This is a genomic window from Lyngbya sp. PCC 8106 (assembly GCF_000169095.1).
Lineage (GTDB): Bacteria > Cyanobacteriota > Cyanobacteriia > Cyanobacteriales > Microcoleaceae > Capilliphycus.
The window spans coordinates 1-18,317 of the sequence record NZ_AAVU01000076.1; the positions used below are offsets into that span (position 1 = coordinate 1).

Sequence of the window (18,317 nt, forward strand, 5' to 3'; positions counted from 1 at the left end):
ATAAAGCGATGGGAGATTCCTCTAAAATTCCCGTGTCTATCCCTTTTAAAAAATAATCAAACCACCGAATTTGCAACTCATCAATCGGGTTGTTTGCTTCTATACCATAATCTATTACACCGACTTTTCTTCCCCACGGAAGATGCGCCCAAGGTCCGATAATTAAATGTTGAGGATGTTGACTCTGATTAACTCTTTCTTGATAAAAATTCAAAGTTCCGCGAAGATAAGTATCAAACCAACCCCCAATATGCAGCATAGGTAAGTCAACATTATCAAGATTTGGAGACTGATTTTTCCAGTAAGAATCAGCTTGGTTGTGTTCAATCCAATCGTGATAAAATGAATCGGGAGCAAACTGGTTTAAAATCTCGGGATAAGCGGGAATTTGATCAATAAAGGGTAAATTGCGAGAGGCTTTATAAAGGGCTTGATAAACCGTTTTATCTCCTTTAATTCGAGCAGTTTCTGCGGCTAACTGTATCGCCCATCCTAAATTTGCTTGTAAACAAAATGCTCCTCCTTCATAAGCCCAGTCTGCATATAAATCAAAACCAATCATCGCCGGACAAATCGTTTTTAAAGCAGTTGGACGGGTAGAAGCTGCATAGATTTGAGTCATTCCTTGATAAGAAAACCCATACATTCCGACATTTCCTGAACTTCCCTGTAAATTCGCAGCCCAATTTATACTATCTTCTCCATCAGCAATTTCCGCAGAAAAAAGATTGAATTCTCCTTGAGAACTTCCCCGTCCGCGTACATCTTGAATAACGACAATATAACCCTGTTGAGCGTACCAGGTCGGGTGAGCATAAACAACCGTTGAAGCAATGGTTTTTCCATAGGGTTGTCGCATTAATAAAACTGGAAATTCTCCCGGTTGTTCGGGGCGATAAATATCCGCATCCAAACGAACTTTATCCCGAGTGAACATTGATTTAGTTTGTTTAATTATTCTCATTCCGACAAAATAGAAGTATACTAGAAAAAATGATGCTGCCTAAATATAGAACATACTGATTATTATGGTACTTACTCCGGGTTTATTAGACTCTCTCTCCGCTTGGTTTGCAACAAATAATCCTGATAATGACACCCTTACGACTGAACAAGCTTCCTCCTCTACAACTGTGTTAGCTTTTCAAGGCAATGATACCATTACTGGATCACAAAATACAGATGTTATTTATGGAGGTCAACAAAATGATGAATTATTTGGACAAGCAGGTGGGGATAGTTTATTCGGAAACAAAGATACTGATTTATTAGATGGAGGGTTGGGTGATGATGTATTATTTGGAGGAAGTGGATCGGATTTAATTGTTGGAGGAGAAGGCGTTGATATTTTAATTGGCGATCGCGATGTTGATTTTTATAAAGGAGGAGAAGGTGCAGATATTTTTGTCTTACGAACCGATCAAGCTGGAGAAACTCAAGAAATAGATTCCTTTGTCTCCTTATTCCCTGGAATTCCCGATGAAGTTGAACTTCCTGATGCAATTATTACTGATTTTGATTCTGTCAATGATCAGATCGGATTAACAGAAGGATTAACCCGACAAGATATTACCTTTGAAACCTTTAACAGTCAGGAAAATTTTGGAGTAACTATCGACTTAATTCTTCCGATTGTTTTATCTACAGTACCAGAAGGAGTTGAGTTTTTAGAAAAAGGAGGTATATCTTCAGAAGATCTTGATCCAGATGGGGATGGAGTTCTGACGGGAACTGCAATCAGAATTGCTGAGAATAATCAGTTATTGGGGTATGTTTTGAATGTAGAACCCGAAGTTTTAGGAAATTTACCAAGTGATCGGTTTGTGTCATCAGAAGGACTGTTTTAAGCAGAAGATAAATGAATCATTGAAGCCGTAAACCCATCCACCCGAGTCAATACTTTTAGATCTTCTTCGTCTAATTCTACAGGTGTTCCCCGACGAATTAATTCCGCAAAATCTTCATTCGGAACCATAATACAGAGTGCATATAATCGAGTCGAACCTGTATTCTCAATCATATGAGTACCCGTTGGGGGAACTAAAATACTATTTCCGGCTTTAATTTTGACTTGTTTTCCATCACAACTAACAACTCCTTCTCCTTTGAGAATAAAAAACATCTCAACGGCGAGTTGATGTCGGTTGGGTGGAGTTTTTCCACCAATATCGAATATTTCTATACAAACGGTTATCGAAGCATTGGCGACATCGGGATCAAATACCAACGCCAAGCGGTTTGTATCGTGAGGACTAATGCGATAAGCTTGATAATCGTTCGGAGATTTGATAATGGGAATTATACAGCGATCGCTCATGTTTTGTTATCCTCCTCTCGGTGTGTTTCCATTGCTATTTTGACTCATTTTCAGAAAATGCGATCGCTTTAATTCACTTTTTCTATTTGATCGGTGGGTTATTGGAGTAATAACCCCAATAGAGGTAAAAATGTTATACTTACTTGATAATCAAAATTTTATAAATGAATTGGACTCTTGAACATTTCTCTTAGTGCTTAATTCTTTTAAATCACTCTTTCAGTTTCATAAACCCATGCTTCATCACAGACTAAATTTTATCCCAAAGAAACATCTTCATAAACAGCAGCAAGAGAACAAGAGAAATTAATGCTCGTTAACTCCAATTCTTGATCGCCTCGATAACTATAAAGCTCCCATCTTTCTTGTGTATTGCGTCGAAAACAATCAACACGCTGACGGTTTTGACTAATTAAAACATATTCTTGTAAAGTTTCCAATTCTTGATAATCAATAAATTTATCACCTCTATCAAAGCCTTCTGTAGAAGCAGAAAGAACTTCAATAATTAAACAAGGATAACGTTTAAAATAATCAAAACTTGCATCTCTAGGATCGCAAGTCACCATCAGATCGGGATAATAGAAAATATTTAGCGTTTCAATGCGGGCTTTCATATCCGCAATATAAACCCGACATCCACTTCCGCGAACATGATTTCTTAATAAAGTCAGTAAATTTGCAGTAATTGTAACGTGGGCATCACTCGCCCCCGCCATTGCATAAATTTGTCCTTGGATATATTCATGTTTTATCGGGCTACTTTTTTCAGTTTCTAAATATTCTTCGGGTGAAAAATAGGCATAAGATTGGCTAAAATTCATAACAAATACCCTTAACGCTGAATCCCTTTAAACCGCTCTTTTGCTTCCTTAAACGCCTCATTCATCACAGCCTGAATTTTCTGTGGATCGGGTTTTTTCCCGCCCATTAAATCCCCAAAATAAACACAAGCCCCTTCGCCCAACGCCCAAGTATAAGCCGCAGCCCAAGACGCCGCAATGACACTCCCAAACCCCGGTATAAATTTAACTAACTCCCGCCCCACAGCCTGGGCCAGAAAACCGCCAGCGATCGCACTGACAACGCCCCCCGCCTGGGAAGGATTGAGGGTTTGCCCGTATAACTGCCCCAATAACCCCACCATCGACACTTGTAACGTCGTTAAAACAGGCATCGTCGCAAAAGGTAGGGGAACCGCAGCCACCGTCGCCGTGATCACCGTAAACGCCAAAATATAACGCCGCCCGACATCCCGATAGAGATTTCCCAATTGTTGACTGGCTTGTTCATCAAGTAACTGATGAATGGTGCGGGCTTCGGCTTCGGGGAGTAAATCAGCTAACGTATCTCTAAAGGCTTCTAAACCATAAAATACTGGATTATAACCATCTTCTTCTAAAGTAAAATCAATCATCACCGTGCGATCGCATAAGCCTTTAAACCCCTCTTCAATCGCCGCAAAAGCCCGATTAACGGCTTCAAAATCGGGGGGATAGTCTGGATGATCTTCAACCTCTGGCGGATAAATTTCATGTAGACAAGTTACCACTAATAAGCAAGGAAGATGCGGATATTCTTGACGGAGTTGAGTTGCAATGGTTCTGAGTGTATCTGTCGCAAAATCATTAATCTTAACAGTCCAAATCAAAACCCTAGCGCGATTATTCTCTGTTTTTAAATCGCCGACTAACTCTGCAATAATTGTCTCTGTTTCCTGGTTAACATCCCCTAAACCGACTGTATCGGTAAAAATCAATAACGGTAAATCATCAGAAGGATAAGCATAACGTTCTGTGTGTTGAGTATGGGGACGAAATCCTTGTCCAATAATTTCGGTTGAAACGCCTGTTAATCCCCGTACAATTGAACTTTTTCCGGCTTGCGGTTTCCCAATTAATAACGCTTCAGTTGTGGGAAGTTCAGCGCGAACCTGTTCTAAAATTGTAGCGACTTCTTCTTCAGGAACCGTTAACCATCCAATCGCCGTTTTTCTAGCTTGTTCTATTCCGGTTGTGACATTTTTCCAAATATCTGTAACGGGATTTTTCTTAACATTTTTTTGCGCCTCAGTCATCTTTCCTGGGGAGGATTCGTTAGACTGCTGAGAATTGGGGGATGGGGTGTTAGTATCCTGTGGCTCAGTCATGGGGAGCAAAATAGTAGAGGGTTAAAGTTTAGAATACACAGACATTATCAACAGGGTAAGATTCAGGAGACTTGCTTATTATACAACAATTTGACTTCACGTAAAACTCAGCTTAGGTTAACAAGCCATTTAATTGCACCTGATTTCTTGACAGAATTTTAGATTAAAAGCGTTAAAAATATTTCAAATATTCCGTAGCATTACTGATTATGAATCATAATAAAAGGGCGATCACATTCAATGATCACCCTACCCAGTCTAAAGTTAACTCTCAGAAACAAACCCTAACAAACTACAAGTTAATAACTCACCATTAAACCTGTGCTTCTTCGGCGACCAACTTATCCCAACCCAAATCTTTGAGGTTATTATTGCGGCGTAGAGGACGAGTCACTAACTCTAGAATATCTCGTGCATTGGTAAAGCCATGAATTTGAGCAAAAGTAAACTCAACAGACCATTTTGTATTAATTCCTCGGGCTTCTAAAGGATTTGCATGAGCCATCCCTGTAATCACTAAATCCGGTTTAATTTCATGGATGCGTTGAAGTTGATTGTAATTATCGGGTTTTTCAATAATTCTTGGAACAGAAACCCCCATATCATGGCAAGTTTTTTCTAACAGATCCAACTCCGCTTTTTGATAGCGTTTATCCATGTAAGGAATCCCGATTTCTGGACAAGTCATCCCACAACGAATCAAGAAACGCGCCAAAGAAATTTCAAGTAAATTATCTCCCATAAAAAACACAGACTTACCGCGAATAAGCTGAAGATAATCTTCGAGATTTTGCCAAATTTGGGCTTCTCGTTCATCTAAACCTTTGGGTTCAATTCCGAATACAGAGCAAATTTTCTCAATCCAAGCGCGAGTTCCATCAGGGCCAATTGGGAACGGTGCGCCAATTAATTTACATTTGCGACGCCGCATTAATGCGCTTGCGGTACGAGAGAGAAAAGGATTAACGCCACTGACATAATAGCCTTCTTCTAAAATCGGAAGTTCAGTATAACGTTTAGCCGGAAGCCAACCCGAAACTTGAATGCCTTGTTTTTTCAATTCAAGGGTTAGATTTGTCACCACCGGATCAGGGAGAGAACCAAACAAAACTAAAGGCGGATGATCAACAAATACCGACTCAGCTTGATCAGTTTCCTCTTTTTTCTGACCAAAATTAAGCAGTTTTTGAATGGCGTTACGTTCGTCTTTTTCAGATTCAATCATCTTATTTGGACAACGAGCCGCCATCGCTGCTAAGACGGTATCTTCCCCTTGAGTAAACGCATAATCTAAGCCATTTGCGCGAGCGACAACAATCGGAATTCCGATTTCTCCTTCTAATTTCGGGGCTAACCCTTCCAAATCCATTTTAATAATTTCAGTGGTACAGGTGCCGATCCAAACGATCACACTGGGGTTGCGATCGCGTTTAATTTGTAAGCATAACCGCTTCAATTCTTCATAGTCATTGAGTTGGGCGGAAATATCGCCTTCTTCTAATTCTGCCATTGCATAACGAGGTTCTGCAAAAATCATTACCCCCATTGCATTTTGCAGAAAATAACCACAAGTTTTTGTTCCAATGACTAAGAAGAAACTATCTTCAATTTTTTGATACAGCCAAGCAACACAACTAATCGGACAAAAAGTGTGATAATTTCCAGTTTCGCATTCAAAGGTTAAAGCTTCAGGTTGTTCAGCAACAGTCATAAATTTTCCTCTCAATTCTTACAATTTTGCAAATACTTTTTGTGTGCTTTCAGTCGAAAGTTCAAATATTCAACGATATCATGTCGGACTTAAATGTTAGTCTGAACTTTAGGCTATTCAGGATAATTTTGCATAAACTATCCTCCGATCTTGGAACCCGTTGATCCAAAACCTCAAGTGTTATTTCAATCCGTTTTCCGGGTGGGTAGAGACGCACCCATCGCACATCTCTACATCTAGATGGGAAGATTATTTAAAGTCAGATAAAGCAATATCATCATCCTCATCCGACTCTGTTAGCCCTTCTAGATTAAGATCATCAAAATCTCCATCGCCAGAAGTCACTTCTCCCAAATCATCCAAACTGAGATCGTCTAAATCATCCGAGTCTGACAAACTCCCAAACTCATCGTCATCGCCAAGATCATCAAGTCCCAAATCATCCATGTCATCAGAGGAAAAGTCACCTTCAGCGAGTTCATTGTCTGTTCCGAGATCACCGAGATCGAGATCTCCGAGATCATCGTTTGAGGTATCGATTTGTAGATCGTCGTCTCCCAAATCATCCAGTCCAAGATCGCCTAATTCATCTGACTCTAGAGAGACTTCTTCATCTAAACCGAGATCTTGATCAGCATCCATGTCTAAGCCCAGATCATCATCGGTAGACAATTCATTATCCGATTCTAGATCCATGTCCATGTCATCAAGACCCAGTTCTTCGTTAGACTCTAGGCTAATGTCTACTTCCTCCTCTAAACCCAGATCGTCATCGGAGTCCATGTCCAAACCCAGATCGTCATCGGAGTCCATATCCAAACCCAGATCGTCATCGGTAGACAATTCATTATCCGATTCTAGATCCATGTCCATGTCATCAAGACCCAGTTCTTCGCCTGACTCTAAACTGACTTCCATCTCCTCCTCTAGCCCAAGATCTTCATCAGTTCCCATCTCTAGACTAATATCTTCATCGTCTCCCATATCAAAATTGAGAGCTTCATTAGAACCGAGATCTTGCTCAGAGTCGAGATCAATATCCATATCCATGTCTGAGACGGCTTCTGTGTCATCCCAAGCCTCGGCGATCGCCATACCTGCACCCATTGCAGCGGCTGTACCTGCGGCGGCGACAGCCATTCCCCCGAAATTAGACTGGGACTCCTCAGCCGGGGGAGAATCGATTTCTGGGGCGGTTTGAAACTCAGTTGGATCTTCTACCGGGGAGGGTGGATGATATCCCGGTGCAGACTCGACAGGAGGTTGCTGATAACTCGGTGCAGCCTGTACAGGTGCTGGTTGCCCGACAGGTTGGTCACTCAAACCCAAAGCCATATCGGGATCGAAATTTAACCCCAACACTTGGATTAATTTCTCGGGATCGGGATTGAGTGTTGAAAAAGGTAGCATCAACTGTGATACTTCTGGATCAAGAGCGTTGATTACTCCTAAAATGAGGCTAGAGGGAGGTCTTCGACCGCCATCTGGAGTTTTCACTGAACTGAGTTGCATTTGTAAGAGTAACCAGTCTCTATTAGCTTGATAATAATGCAACCATTTATCTCGGAGATTAGCAGTAAAATCTTTAAAGAAAGCCATAACCTCTATTCCTCATCCTAAGCCGCTAGACTTATTAAACCATCATAAGATCTAGCTCATCTTCCTTATTTTGCACAGGGGGTTGGCTCGGATTCAGGTAAAAATCAGAAAGTAATGCAAATAATTCCCGATCGGGTACGTCTTGGGGAACAACGCCTTCTGGTTCGGAGAGAATCTGGTCGGCGATGTTCAGGTAATAATCGCACACATAGTTTAGAGAAGGATCGGTTTCTGCCATTTCAAATAGAGTTTTTCCTTTAACCCGAGAGACGCGAATATCTTCAATTAAAGGCAAAATTTCTAATACAGGCATGGGAACCGAATCAATATACTTATCAATAAGATCCCGTTTGGAAGTGCGGTTGCCAATTAATCCAGCTAGACGTAAGGGGTGAGTCCGTGCTTTTTCCCGTACAGAAGCCGCAATGCGGTTCGCTGCAAATAAGGCATCAAAGCCGTTATCTGTCACTATCATACAATAATCTGAGTAGTTCAGCGGTGCTGCAAAACCGCCACAAACTACGTCACCCAGTACATCAAACAGAATGACATCGTATTCGTCGAAGGCGTTGAGTTCTTTGAGTAGTTTAACGGTTTCACCCACCACATAACCGCCACAGCCTGCACCCGCCGGAGGGCCACCTGCTTCTACGCAGTCCACTCCGCCATAGCCTTTGTAGATCACATCTTCAGGCCAGATGTCTTCATAGTGATAGTCCTTTTCTTGCAGGGTATCAATAATTGTCGGAATTAAAAATCCGGTTAGGGTGAAGGTGCTGTCGTGTTTGGGGTCACAACCAATTTGCAACACTTTCTTTCCCCGTTTGGCAAGCGCAACAGAAATATTACAGCTTGTTGTTGATTTCCCGATTCCACCCTTTCCATAAACTGATAGTTTCACGCTGGTTCTCCTTCTTCCTAAGTGTTGATCAAAAATGATGATGTATTTCTGGGGACTGGGGGCAGCCTGGGTTCAGTTCTTTTGAGCAACTGCCCGAAGTTATCCTCTCGATTGCCCTCATTATTGTCTAACTCTTGCACAAAATAAAGCGGTTCAAATGTTCGATAGTGGCTTAAATCAATACTATCGCTTTTATAAATTTAAAAATTCACTACAAGCCTTACAGATTACCGCTGAGAGTTTAATATTAATTTTTTTATAAATTTAAGTTTTTATTTTTATAAAAAAGGTTACAATAAACAAATAAATCAAACACCCTGAGAATAACGAGAGTCTGTACCAATGACTGACCCACTCATCTAGACTCAGAACACTGCGATCGCAAGTTGTTAAAGTGCCAAAATATCAGGTTTTGAGCGTCTAAATAGTCAAAAAATCACATCCTCTCAGGAATTTGTTAACTTTAATGAATATTCTTGGGCTTGCTCCAAAACCGAGAAATCGCGCCCGACTTTCAAATACATTGAGGTTAGAGGTTAGCGACGGATACTGATCTCCTGCTCACGATTTAGGGGGTGTAAGTAACACTAAAATAGAATCCATCATCTTGGATATTATTGCCGCGATCTTGTAGGTCAACCAAAGGCACTCCATAATCTAAACGTAAGTTCAAACCCGGTAAAGGTTCCCACAATACTCCCATCCCGACTCCGACTAAAAAAGTTTTCCCAAACAAACGGTTCGGGTTTTCGTCATTATTCCAAACCGTTCCCACATCGATAAACGGTGCCAATTGCAGTTGAGGTTGTTCGGCTTGATCGCGGATCAAGGTAAACCGATCTTCAACCGAAAACCGAAAACCATTATCACCAGAGCGAATATTTTGACGATAACCCCGTACCGACAAACCGCCACCGATGACAAACTGTTGGGCGGGAAATAGCGCATCAGCCGAAAGTTGGACATCGCCTTGAACAATTAATAAATGATCATCACCCAGACGTTGAACCCGTTGCACCTGACCCAACCAACTGAGAAAATTAGAATTGGGTAAACTGTCGGTATTGGTCGCTCCAAATAACTCCGTTCCAATGCTAAACTGCGATCGCAAAGCCCAAGCCCCGAAGCGATCGCGGCGAATGTAGTCTTGTCCGAACTTAAATACACTGGTTCGAGTCACACCATCATCTTCAGGCCCGAGTCCAAAGGCAGTCCCATTGCCATCCTGAAAGGTTTGGCTGCGTTGATAAGCGTAACCCACCGAGAGGGCAAATTCTTGAATCGGGGTGCGAATTAACGGTTGACGATAGCTAATTTCATAGCGTTGTGACTGACCATCAATATTAAACTCATCAAAGGGTTCTTGAATGATAGTATTCCAATAAGGAGGAACTCTGATTTGAATGGTGCCATTCATGGCATTAATCGGAATACTGTAGAGAAAATCCAAAATATCGGATTCTCCCTCCGTAATCAAGCGAGTGGTGTTGTAGGAGACAAAGATTAAATCTCCCCGTCCAGTCAGATTCAGATGGCTTAAATTGAGGCCTAAGCGTTCTGAACCAATACTCGGGGGAGAATAGTTATCGGCACTGATTCCCGCTTGAAATGGATTAGCTTCGGTAACACGGACAATTAAAACACTTTGACCTTCTTGAGTTCCGGCGCGTAAACTGGCTTCTACAGTCTCAAATAGAGGATTTGCCCGTAACAAACGCAATTGATCTTCTAAACGAGCGGTGCTGAGAGGTTTTTCCGCTCCGAGTTGGACACGATCGCGAATGTAGTTGGGATTTAGGCGTTGAGTTCCTTCGATGTCAATCCGTTCTAAGGTGCCTTCAATCACCTGAATTTGAACGACTCCTTCACTAATGGTTTGTTCAGGAACAATGGCTCTAGAGGTAATGTAGCCGCGTTCGAGGTAGATTTCAGTAATTTTGTCGGCGGTATCTTGCAGTTGCACCAGGGTTACAGAGCGTCCTTCTAAGGGGGCAACAAGGGTGTTAATTTCTTCTGGGGTTAAAATCGTGCTGCCCGTGATTTCGACTCGGGTAACGGGAATGGGAGGGGTGTCGGGAGTGAGTTGATTGTCGGGTGGGGGGTCGTTTTGGATGTCGGGCTGTTCGGGTTGTTCGGGTTGAGGGGATTCGGGAGAGGGTTGTAAAAAGCGATCGCGATTGGGATCAGGACGGGGATTGAGAGGGCCTGAAGGTAAATTTTCGTTTGGAGAATCTGGTGTGACGGTTTGCGAGAGGACTGAACAGGAGGTGAAGACTTCTGTACAAAAGTGATTAGGCGACTCTAAGCCAACAGGTGAGAGCGTTTGAGAGGATGTGGAGTATTTTGAATTTTTTTGATGTAATTTCAAATCTTCTAAGTCGGTACTGGCAGCAATAGAAGCGAACGAGAGTACCAAAAAGATTGTATTAGAAATGATCACTCCACACCACAAAAATCCAATGCACACACACCTAGCCATCAAAAAACCTCCGACTGGGTACTCCTGTTTCTAGAGGGAGAGGAATTTCCTAGAACACCAGAAGGAGTTGAAACACCATATAGAGTTCCGAACTCAATTACGATATAGATTAACCAGCGATCGCAGCAGGTTTCATCGTTTAACCGCGAAGTCGTTCGTGACTGACTGTTTTGAGGGTTCTTATCCCCTGAGCGAAGGTGGCTCTGTGCAATTAGAATAGATCTAACGGCATTGGGGAGGATCTCCTCAAATCCGACAGTAAACACAGCCATCTCGCGTGAAATTGCCTTGCTGACTAACTACGCTAGTCTAGCCCACAAGTTACCCAAATCTGCAACTCTGATGGGGAGGGTGGTCAATAGGGAGAAAACTGTCTTTGCAATGAACAAGGAATAGGGAAAAGAACTGAAAATGGGTCACTGTCTTCCCAAGACCTGAACTGCTGTTAAATTATCTTCTATTCTTCTACAGTAGATTGAATCAATTCGCTGGAAATCAGAGGTTGAGGAGCAATATCACCTAAACCGACAGAGTTTAAGAGTTCTGTCCAACGTTGCTGAAGGGTTGTATCTTCTGGGTTAGATAGACGTAACTGAGCTAAGGTGCTGACGGTTTCGTACCAAAGTGCTTCTTCGGCGTAGAAGTCTAGGCGTTCACTGGGTTGTTCGCTTTCTAACGTTTGAAGTTGAGTCGGACTGAGAGCAACTCGGTTAATCCATCCATTAATGACGATATCGCCGGATGGATCAAAGGTATCGGGTTCACAGCGAATTGTTAAATACCAATGATAGTTTTTATTGACTTCTAAAGTGGGCGCATCCTCGTATTCTGAAAGATCAAGACCAATAACTCCGGCTTTTGTATCTTTCATCTCCAAGGTCTTTTCGTAGAGAGTGTCATCTTCTTCATCCAACAGTTCAAACTTGACTAAGACTGTTTCTAGGGATGTGGGAATATAGTAATAAATTGTTGGTTTTTCTAATGCAGTACGACCGAGGGTTGAGGTGGGAATCAAAGCGGTGACACCACCCGGACATCTTCCCCTTGTTCCAGCCCCTTCTCGTCTTCCCGGCGTTCCCCGACTTGGTGGTGTAAAATTGTTCCACTCCGTTTGGGAAAGTTGACTTCGTGGAGTTTGCTGCTGATCAGCTTGGACGATTGTTGTCGCTAATGGAAAATCAACCGATTGAACCGGAAAAAGAGGATCCATTGGAACCGAAGGAATGGAATGTGCCTGTACTGGTAGGATTAAACTATTGGTAACGATTTCCAAGAAGAAAGCGAGCGAAAACGTTGTAATGATCTGTTGAGGAGAGGCTGTCGGAACCATGATTAACTTGCTTGCAGGTAAACCTAGCCAAGATGAATAACAGTTCTATTGTATCTAATGTTTCTGTGAAGCATCCCAAAATCTGCTCTTAATTTATATTTGAGAGAAATCTTCTGCACGCTGATGGGATTGACTGACCGGATCTCCTGGATTATTCTATCTAGCGCGATCACAAATGTTTAATCCTTTGTTGATTATTAATGCGAAAATTCATTGAATCTTGATATCTTAAGCTTATGACAGTTAGCCCTAATGTTGATTCATCTGCTCAAATCAAAAACCCTCGTTCTATCGCCCGAACAATCCGACCTATGGGAGTTTCTTTGCTACGGGGTCTGGCGTTTTCAGGAAATACTCTGTTTGCGATTGATAGTCTGCGGGGATTTTTGCTGAAAGTTGACCCAAAAACGGATAATACAACGGTTGTTAATCCTTATTTGGTTTCTGAGTTTACTGATGTGACGGGTTTAGCTATTTGGGAAGATACGCTGTGGTATACACGCGATGAACGGGTTTATTTTTGTCAAAATGCTCTCCAAGATGACCAAATTGTTAATCTTGCTCCGGAACTTTTTGCCACACTTCCCTATGAAGCAAATGGTGTGGCTGTTTTGCAATATACGGTTTATGTGACTTGTGAAAGAGCGGGCTATATTTTTGTGTTTAGTCGGGAAACGGGTCGAGAAATTACTCGGTTTCCAACTCCGGGTATTGGAATAGAAAATATTACGGTTCGCGATGAAGAACTATGGGTTTGTGACCGCACGGAACAGACGGTTTACTGTCTAGAACGAGGAACAGGAAAGACTCTATTTAGTGTTTTAACTCCTTTTGAATTTCCGAGTGGATTAGCTTTTCATCTCGATCCTCAGACGGGTGAAGATGTGCTTTATGTTGCCTATTCGGGTGATGAATTGTATATTTTGGATAATCCTAATTCTGAGGAACAATATCAACTGGCTAAACGTGATCGCTCGTTTATTCATCCGCTCTATTATCACTATAACCAACAGGAACGCTACGCGACTTCTAATGGTTATTTGATTGAGATGTCTTATGTTGAAGAACTTAAACCGCTTGATGAGGTGATTCTTGAAGATGTAGAATGGCGGATTGCTTTACCCTCGGAAACAAACCGACAAAAAATTAGAGAAATTACGCCGATTGGAATGCCATTTACAGAGGAAATTCAAGAGGGAGAACGGGTTGCTGTCTTCAAGTTTAAGCCTTTTAATTCTAAAGAACGGCGGATTTTTGGCTGGAAAGCGTTGTTAGAAGTACGGGCAATTAAATATCAACTAACCCCTTTGGAAGTGGAGGATATTCAGCCCCTAACGCCTGATTTTAGAGCGAAGTATTTAGTTGATAATGATAACTTGGCAATGGAGTCAGCCGTGGTAAAAAATGCGGCGGAAGCTGCGGTGGGAACAGAGACAAATATTCTGCGAAAATTAAGGAGTATTCGCGATTATGTGTATGATCAACTCTCCTACAGTCTCACCTCGAAAATTGAAACTCCTGATGTTGTTTTAGAACGGGGAATTGGTTCTTGTGGAGAATATGTGGGGGCTTTACTGGCTTTAGGGCGACTGAATGGAATTGCTTGTCGTACCGTTGGGCGGTATAAATGTCCGGCTTTTCCAGAACAGAAAAATATTCCTCTACCCGCAGAGTATAATCATGTCTGGTTAGAGTTTTATATTCCGGGATTTGGTTGGGTTCCAATGGAGTCTAATCCGGATGATATTCAAGACCTTGGCCCCTATCCTTTACGATTTTTTATGGGTTTGGCTTGGTATCATATTGAAATTGGGAAAGGGATTAAGTTTCAGCAGCTTAGAAACAAAGGTTTACCTGTGAATAAGGAGGAGGTTTCTGTTGGAAATTTAGCGATTAACCATGTGCGGTTTATCATTCGAGAAGAATTACCCGCAGAGTAAAATAGAATTAATCAGATGTTTGGATACATTATCCCAAAAAGGAGGTCTGGATGGAATTTTCTGTAATGAATATTTTGGCAGTAACGGCATCAGCTTTGATGGTGATTGTTACAGTTGGAATTGCTTATCTAACGGCGATGGAATGGCGCGATCGCAGACGACAAGAGCGAGAAAAAAGACAACAGCGTTAGCCATTGTTTTGAGATGAAAGTAAACCCAGTTTTAAAAGAGTTTGTGCTTGATCTAAAGTACACCTCAAAAACTGGGTTTTTAGACTCACTTCTGTCTGAGCCCTAACGCAATAGTAGCGGAACCTGCGACGACTAAAAAAGCGCCTAGAATTGCAACAGGGGTATGATGTTCGGGTGTTACTAACGCCGGAAAAATACCGGAAAATACTCCCACACAAACCAGCGTTACAATGGGTGTAATCGCTAAAACTGCACTCACTCGTGAGGCTTCCCAATGTTCTAAGGCTTCCGCAAAAGCTCCGTAAGCAATTAAAGTATTTAAACCACAAAATAGTAGAATTGCGAGTTCTAAAGGATTAAGATTGAGAACGGTTTGGGACGTGGAAATTGGGGTGAATAACAGGGTTGAACCTCCATAAATTCCGAGCATAATATGAGCGGATGGAAGTTGCAATAAAAGTTGCTTTTGCGCTAAAGCATAAATCGCCCAACAAACAGCAGCCCAGAAAATCAAAAAACTCCCGAATAAATATTGATTGGGAGAACTCATCATCATTTTGAGTTGTTCATTAAAAAACAACATAAAACCCAAGATTAAGATACTTAAGCCACACCACTGACGACGGGTATAACGTTCTTTAAAAATTACCATCGCACCCAATCCCATAAATACTGGGGCAATTTGAATTAAAACTTCTGCTGTTGTTGCGGAAGTATTAGCTAAACCTGAAACAAATAATAGATAATTACCTGCTAAAAATACAGTCGCAATTCCCCATAATTTCCAAGAGACTTTTTGTAATCTTTGCCAAGAGGGAAGTTGACGTTTCCAGGTTAAATAGCTTCCCAATGCAATGAAAGCAATTAAAAACCGAAGTCCGGTTAATGTATAAACATCTAGAACTTTTAAAGTGATGTTTAAAGCCAGAGGAAGAATACCCCAAAGAAAACAGGTTGTCAGGGTTAGGGCTAACCCCACGCGCCATTTTCCAGAAACCGAGTGAAGTTGCATTGGCAGTATAATTTGAGTAGGATTAGTGCAAGATATCGTTTGGTAATCTCGAATGTATTGTAACAGAATATATTGATTTTTTTAGTTTCAACTTATCTTTCTTTTGTTTTCCTCAAGGTTAGAGTAGAATATCAAAATAAGTAGTCTTTAATATCAAATAGAAGAATAATGCGAATTCTAATCTCAATTGCAGGTTTATTTCTGGTACTTCTTGGGGTTTATTTTCTGGGTCAGAATATTGTCTTTACCTCTCGTATTTTACGGTATTGGTGGCAAGATATGTCGGCGGCAAGTTCAGTTATTTTACTGATTTTAGGGATTATTTCTTTAGTCTTCTTTCCTCGGGAAACGGGTAACTTGGGTTGGGTGTTTGTTGTGGCGGGAGTGGCTTTAGTATTTATCAATAGTCGTGTTTTACTCAGACCGACCAGTTTATGGTCATTTTTTGTCGCTTTTGTCTCGATGACAGCCGGATTTAAACTCATTCGTACAGGTCGAATCGATTTTTGAGTTCAAGATTTATAATGGAGTTGTAAACAATGTTAATATTAATGTCAAATCAAACCAAAATCTCAACTCTATTCAAATTACTTTTAGTCGGGGGATTAATATTGAGTACATCTTCCAAAGTGTCTGCTTTGCCCGCAGATATTCGAGAAGAAACCTGTCTACAATATGAATCCCAACAAGGAGGAAGTGCAGATTGTGAAAATGGCTTTAATGCGGGTTATGAAGTTGGTGTAAGTGCAGGTAAAAACTACCGTTCAAATAATTCTCAACCCTCTGAACCCGATGTTGAAAAAGAGTTTGGAGATAGTGTAACCACCAGTTACAAAGAAGGATATCTTTCTGGTTATCGCGTAGGTTTTCAGGATAGTTATCAAAATTAGGAGATTGAAAATCTTAAAAACAACGCGAGATGATCAAGATCTCTCGCGTCAGTTTTGGATTAAAAGATTGCCGCTTTAGTGTTTTATACAGCCGCAGCCACTTTTTCTCCACTTCCCACCAGGCGTTCATAGGTAGCTCGCATTTTCAAGCCGACTAATACTTGGAATAATCCACTACCATCATTAGAACCCGGATAATCTTGATGTTCACGCATCATGTGAGTCAGTTCACCATAATACTTCGTTGAGATATTACTCAGGTGTCCCTCAACGTAGATCATCTCATCCAAGTTATCAAACTTACCATCAACTTCTAGAATCGAGACTTCGTTTCCGTAAGAAGCATCTGGCCCATAGTACATTTTGATACCAGGATAGGAACAGGTGAGTTTACGTCCACAAGGAGTCCAGTAAATGGTTGATCCTTCATCAAACAGATAAGCGGGTTCAAATCCTTCGATTCCCTCACGCTGAACTAAGCGAATTCGGAGGACTTTACGCTCTTTATCGTCTGGAATCAGTTGAGTCGGTAGAATCTGGATAACAACGTTAGCGTATTGTTTTTGAGTATCGATGTAAGCTTCAAAGTCAGGACGACGGGCGTTAATTGAGGCTAACACATCTTCATAACGATGTCCTCGTTCAGCCATATCGCGCTGAATCTTCCACGCGATTTTTACCTCATCACTAATGTCGAGATAGACACTAAAATCGAGAAGTTCACGAACTCGTTCGTCATACAATGGGTGCAACCCTTCAATCACAATAATATGATTGGGATCAATACGCTCAGGAGGATCAATCAAGCCAGTTTCGTGGTTATAAATTGGCTTCATAATCGACTGACCATTCTTTAACGCCTTGATCTGTTCAGCCATCAGATCAAAGTTGTTAGCTCTGGGATCAAGAGCTGTAATTCCAGTTTCTTTACGCTGTTTGCGATCTAAACTGTGATAGTCATCCAAACAGATAACCGTAACAAAATCTTCTCCAAAAATATCTGTTATACGCCGCAAAAATGTAGATTTTCCGCACCCGGAATCTCCAGCAACGCCAATAAGTACCACACGATCCGGCTTACTTACCATAGGTTCCCTTTAACCATCAAAAAATGTTTACAAACTCAACCGCTCTATTTTGAGCATATGAAATCAGACCAACGTCAGGACAGTTGATTCTCCGCCATACCCGAAGTGGAGCAAAAAGCAACACAAGGCTGTTGGCTGACTCCTGACTGACAGATGGCCTCAAGAAGTAGCAAGCTAGGTATTTTATACTAACTTTTGCTTTAGATTTTAGCAGAAGGGGATCATCCCTACAAGACTTAATCGTGCCAAGTTTCACGGATAAAAAAGAAAAACAGATAAGTATAATCCGGCAGCGATGCCTCTGCCTCGAACTACACATTTATTTTTCGGTAGTGCAACATTCTAGCATTATTACAACACCCCCCTCAAGAGAGAGCGGAAAATTAATTGCCGACTCATCTGAGGGAGGTGTACTTTGGGGTGTGATGGGGATTGGCTTCGCCGGATCGAATTTCTAGGTATCATTCTACACTTTGCCCAGGGTTAGTGAGTTTGATCACCTCGCGAAGACGCTTGAGAATGAGAGCGACTGGCGATGAACTCTCCATAATACAGGCTAAACTGCCAAAATTCACCAAAAAATCTTTTGACTTGCGAATAGGCTTTTTTCGGTTGACGATTGCGATCGCCATCAATCGGTAAGTCTATTCTGTGTTGAGAATTTGGTTTAGATGTTGTCCAAATCATTGCTGAACCTCCAAGTTAATGAA

Annotated in this window: 17 protein-coding genes; 5 read left to right on the plus strand and 12 right to left on the minus strand. The window is 41.5% G+C overall.

What is annotated here, in order from left to right; genetic code table 11:
- A partial coding sequence (locus L8106_RS28025; RefSeq protein ID WP_009787949.1) for a CocE/NonD family hydrolase occupies window positions 1-937 on the minus strand: 937 nt, incomplete at its 3' end.
- 91 nt (window positions 938-1,028) lie between these two features.
- Here L8106_RS28025 and L8106_RS28030 point away from each other — a divergent pair.
- Entirely contained in the window at window positions 1,029-1,847 is an 819-nt protein-coding gene (locus L8106_RS28030; protein ID WP_009787950.1) for a calcium-binding protein, read from the plus strand.
- Here L8106_RS28030 and L8106_RS28035 read toward each other — a convergent pair.
- From L8106_RS28035 to L8106_RS28070, 8 genes are all read right to left on the minus strand, one after another.
- Complete coding sequence (locus L8106_RS28035; RefSeq protein WP_009787951.1) at window positions 1,844-2,317, minus strand: cupin domain-containing protein; 474 nt, start codon at window positions 2,315-2,317, stop codon at window positions 1,844-1,846. The two genes, L8106_RS28030 and L8106_RS28035, sit on opposite strands and share 4 nt — an antisense overlap.
- 257 nt (window positions 2,318-2,574) lie before the next feature.
- Window positions 2,575-3,141, minus strand: a complete 567-nt coding sequence (locus L8106_RS28040; protein ID WP_009787952.1) for a Uma2 family endonuclease — start codon at window positions 3,139-3,141, stop codon at window positions 2,575-2,577.
- An 11-nt stretch (window positions 3,142-3,152) separates the two neighbouring features.
- On the minus strand, window positions 3,153-4,394 hold the full coding sequence (locus L8106_RS28045) for a YcjF family protein (RefSeq protein WP_009787953.1): 1,242 nt from the start codon (window positions 4,392-4,394) through the stop codon (window positions 3,153-3,155).
- Between the two features lie 385 nt (window positions 4,395-4,779).
- A complete protein-coding gene (locus L8106_RS28050) occupies window positions 4,780-6,177 on the minus strand; it encodes a ferredoxin:protochlorophyllide reductase (ATP-dependent) subunit N (protein ID WP_009787954.1) in 1,398 nt (465 codons plus the stop codon).
- Window positions 6,178-6,426: 249 nt separating this feature from the next.
- The gene (locus L8106_RS28055) at window positions 6,427-7,776 is read right to left on the minus strand and encodes a DUF5331 domain-containing protein (RefSeq protein WP_009787955.1); all 1,350 of its coding nucleotides are present in this window, start codon (window positions 7,774-7,776) and stop codon (window positions 6,427-6,429) included.
- A gap of 34 nt (window positions 7,777-7,810) precedes the next feature.
- Entirely contained in the window at window positions 7,811-8,677 is an 867-nt protein-coding gene (bchL, locus tag L8106_RS28060) for a ferredoxin:protochlorophyllide reductase (ATP-dependent) iron-sulfur ATP-binding protein (RefSeq protein ID WP_009787956.1), read from the minus strand.
- A gap of 568 nt (window positions 8,678-9,245) precedes the next feature.
- Complete coding sequence (locus L8106_RS28065; protein WP_083798493.1) at window positions 9,246-11,156, minus strand: ShlB/FhaC/HecB family hemolysin secretion/activation protein; 1,911 nt, start codon at window positions 11,154-11,156, stop codon at window positions 9,246-9,248.
- 457 nt (window positions 11,157-11,613) lie between these two features.
- Window positions 11,614-12,486: a DUF928 domain-containing protein gene (locus L8106_RS28070; protein WP_009787958.1), complete on the minus strand. Its 873-nt coding sequence runs from the start codon at window positions 12,484-12,486 to the stop codon at window positions 11,614-11,616.
- Window positions 12,487-12,722: 236 nt separating this feature from the next.
- Between L8106_RS28070 and L8106_RS28075 the strand changes: the two genes are divergently transcribed.
- A complete protein-coding gene (locus L8106_RS28075) occupies window positions 12,723-14,426 on the plus strand; it encodes a transglutaminase family protein (RefSeq protein ID WP_009787959.1) in 1,704 nt (567 codons plus the stop codon).
- A gap of 50 nt (window positions 14,427-14,476) precedes the next feature.
- Entirely contained in the window at window positions 14,477-14,617 is a 141-nt protein-coding gene (locus L8106_RS33300; RefSeq protein ID WP_009787960.1) for a hypothetical protein, read from the plus strand.
- A gap of 85 nt (window positions 14,618-14,702) precedes the next feature.
- Here the strand turns inward: L8106_RS33300 and L8106_RS28080 are convergent, their stop codons facing one another.
- A complete protein-coding gene (locus tag L8106_RS28080) occupies window positions 14,703-15,629 on the minus strand; it encodes a DMT family transporter (RefSeq protein ID WP_009787961.1) in 927 nt (308 codons plus the stop codon).
- Between the two features lie 168 nt (window positions 15,630-15,797).
- On the opposite strand from L8106_RS28080, the gene L8106_RS28085 reads away from it, so the two are divergent.
- Window positions 15,798-16,139 (plus strand): hypothetical protein, encoded by a 342-nt coding sequence (locus L8106_RS28085; protein ID WP_009787962.1) that lies wholly within the window; start codon window positions 15,798-15,800, stop codon window positions 16,137-16,139.
- A 41-nt stretch (window positions 16,140-16,180) separates the two neighbouring features.
- Window positions 16,181-16,519, plus strand: coding sequence for a hypothetical protein (locus L8106_RS28090; RefSeq protein ID WP_039897469.1), 339 nt, complete (start codon window positions 16,181-16,183; stop codon window positions 16,517-16,519).
- 83 nt (window positions 16,520-16,602) lie between these two features.
- Here L8106_RS28090 and L8106_RS28095 read toward each other — a convergent pair whose 3' ends face one another.
- Both L8106_RS28095 and L8106_RS28100 read right to left on the minus strand, forming a co-directional pair.
- Complete coding sequence (locus L8106_RS28095) at window positions 16,603-17,607, minus strand: phosphoribulokinase (protein WP_009787964.1); 1,005 nt, start codon at window positions 17,605-17,607, stop codon at window positions 16,603-16,605.
- A gap of 483 nt (window positions 17,608-18,090) precedes the next feature.
- Entirely contained in the window at window positions 18,091-18,294 is a 204-nt protein-coding gene (locus L8106_RS28100; protein ID WP_009787965.1) for a hypothetical protein, read from the minus strand.
- Between the last annotated feature and the right edge of the window lie 23 nt (window positions 18,295-18,317).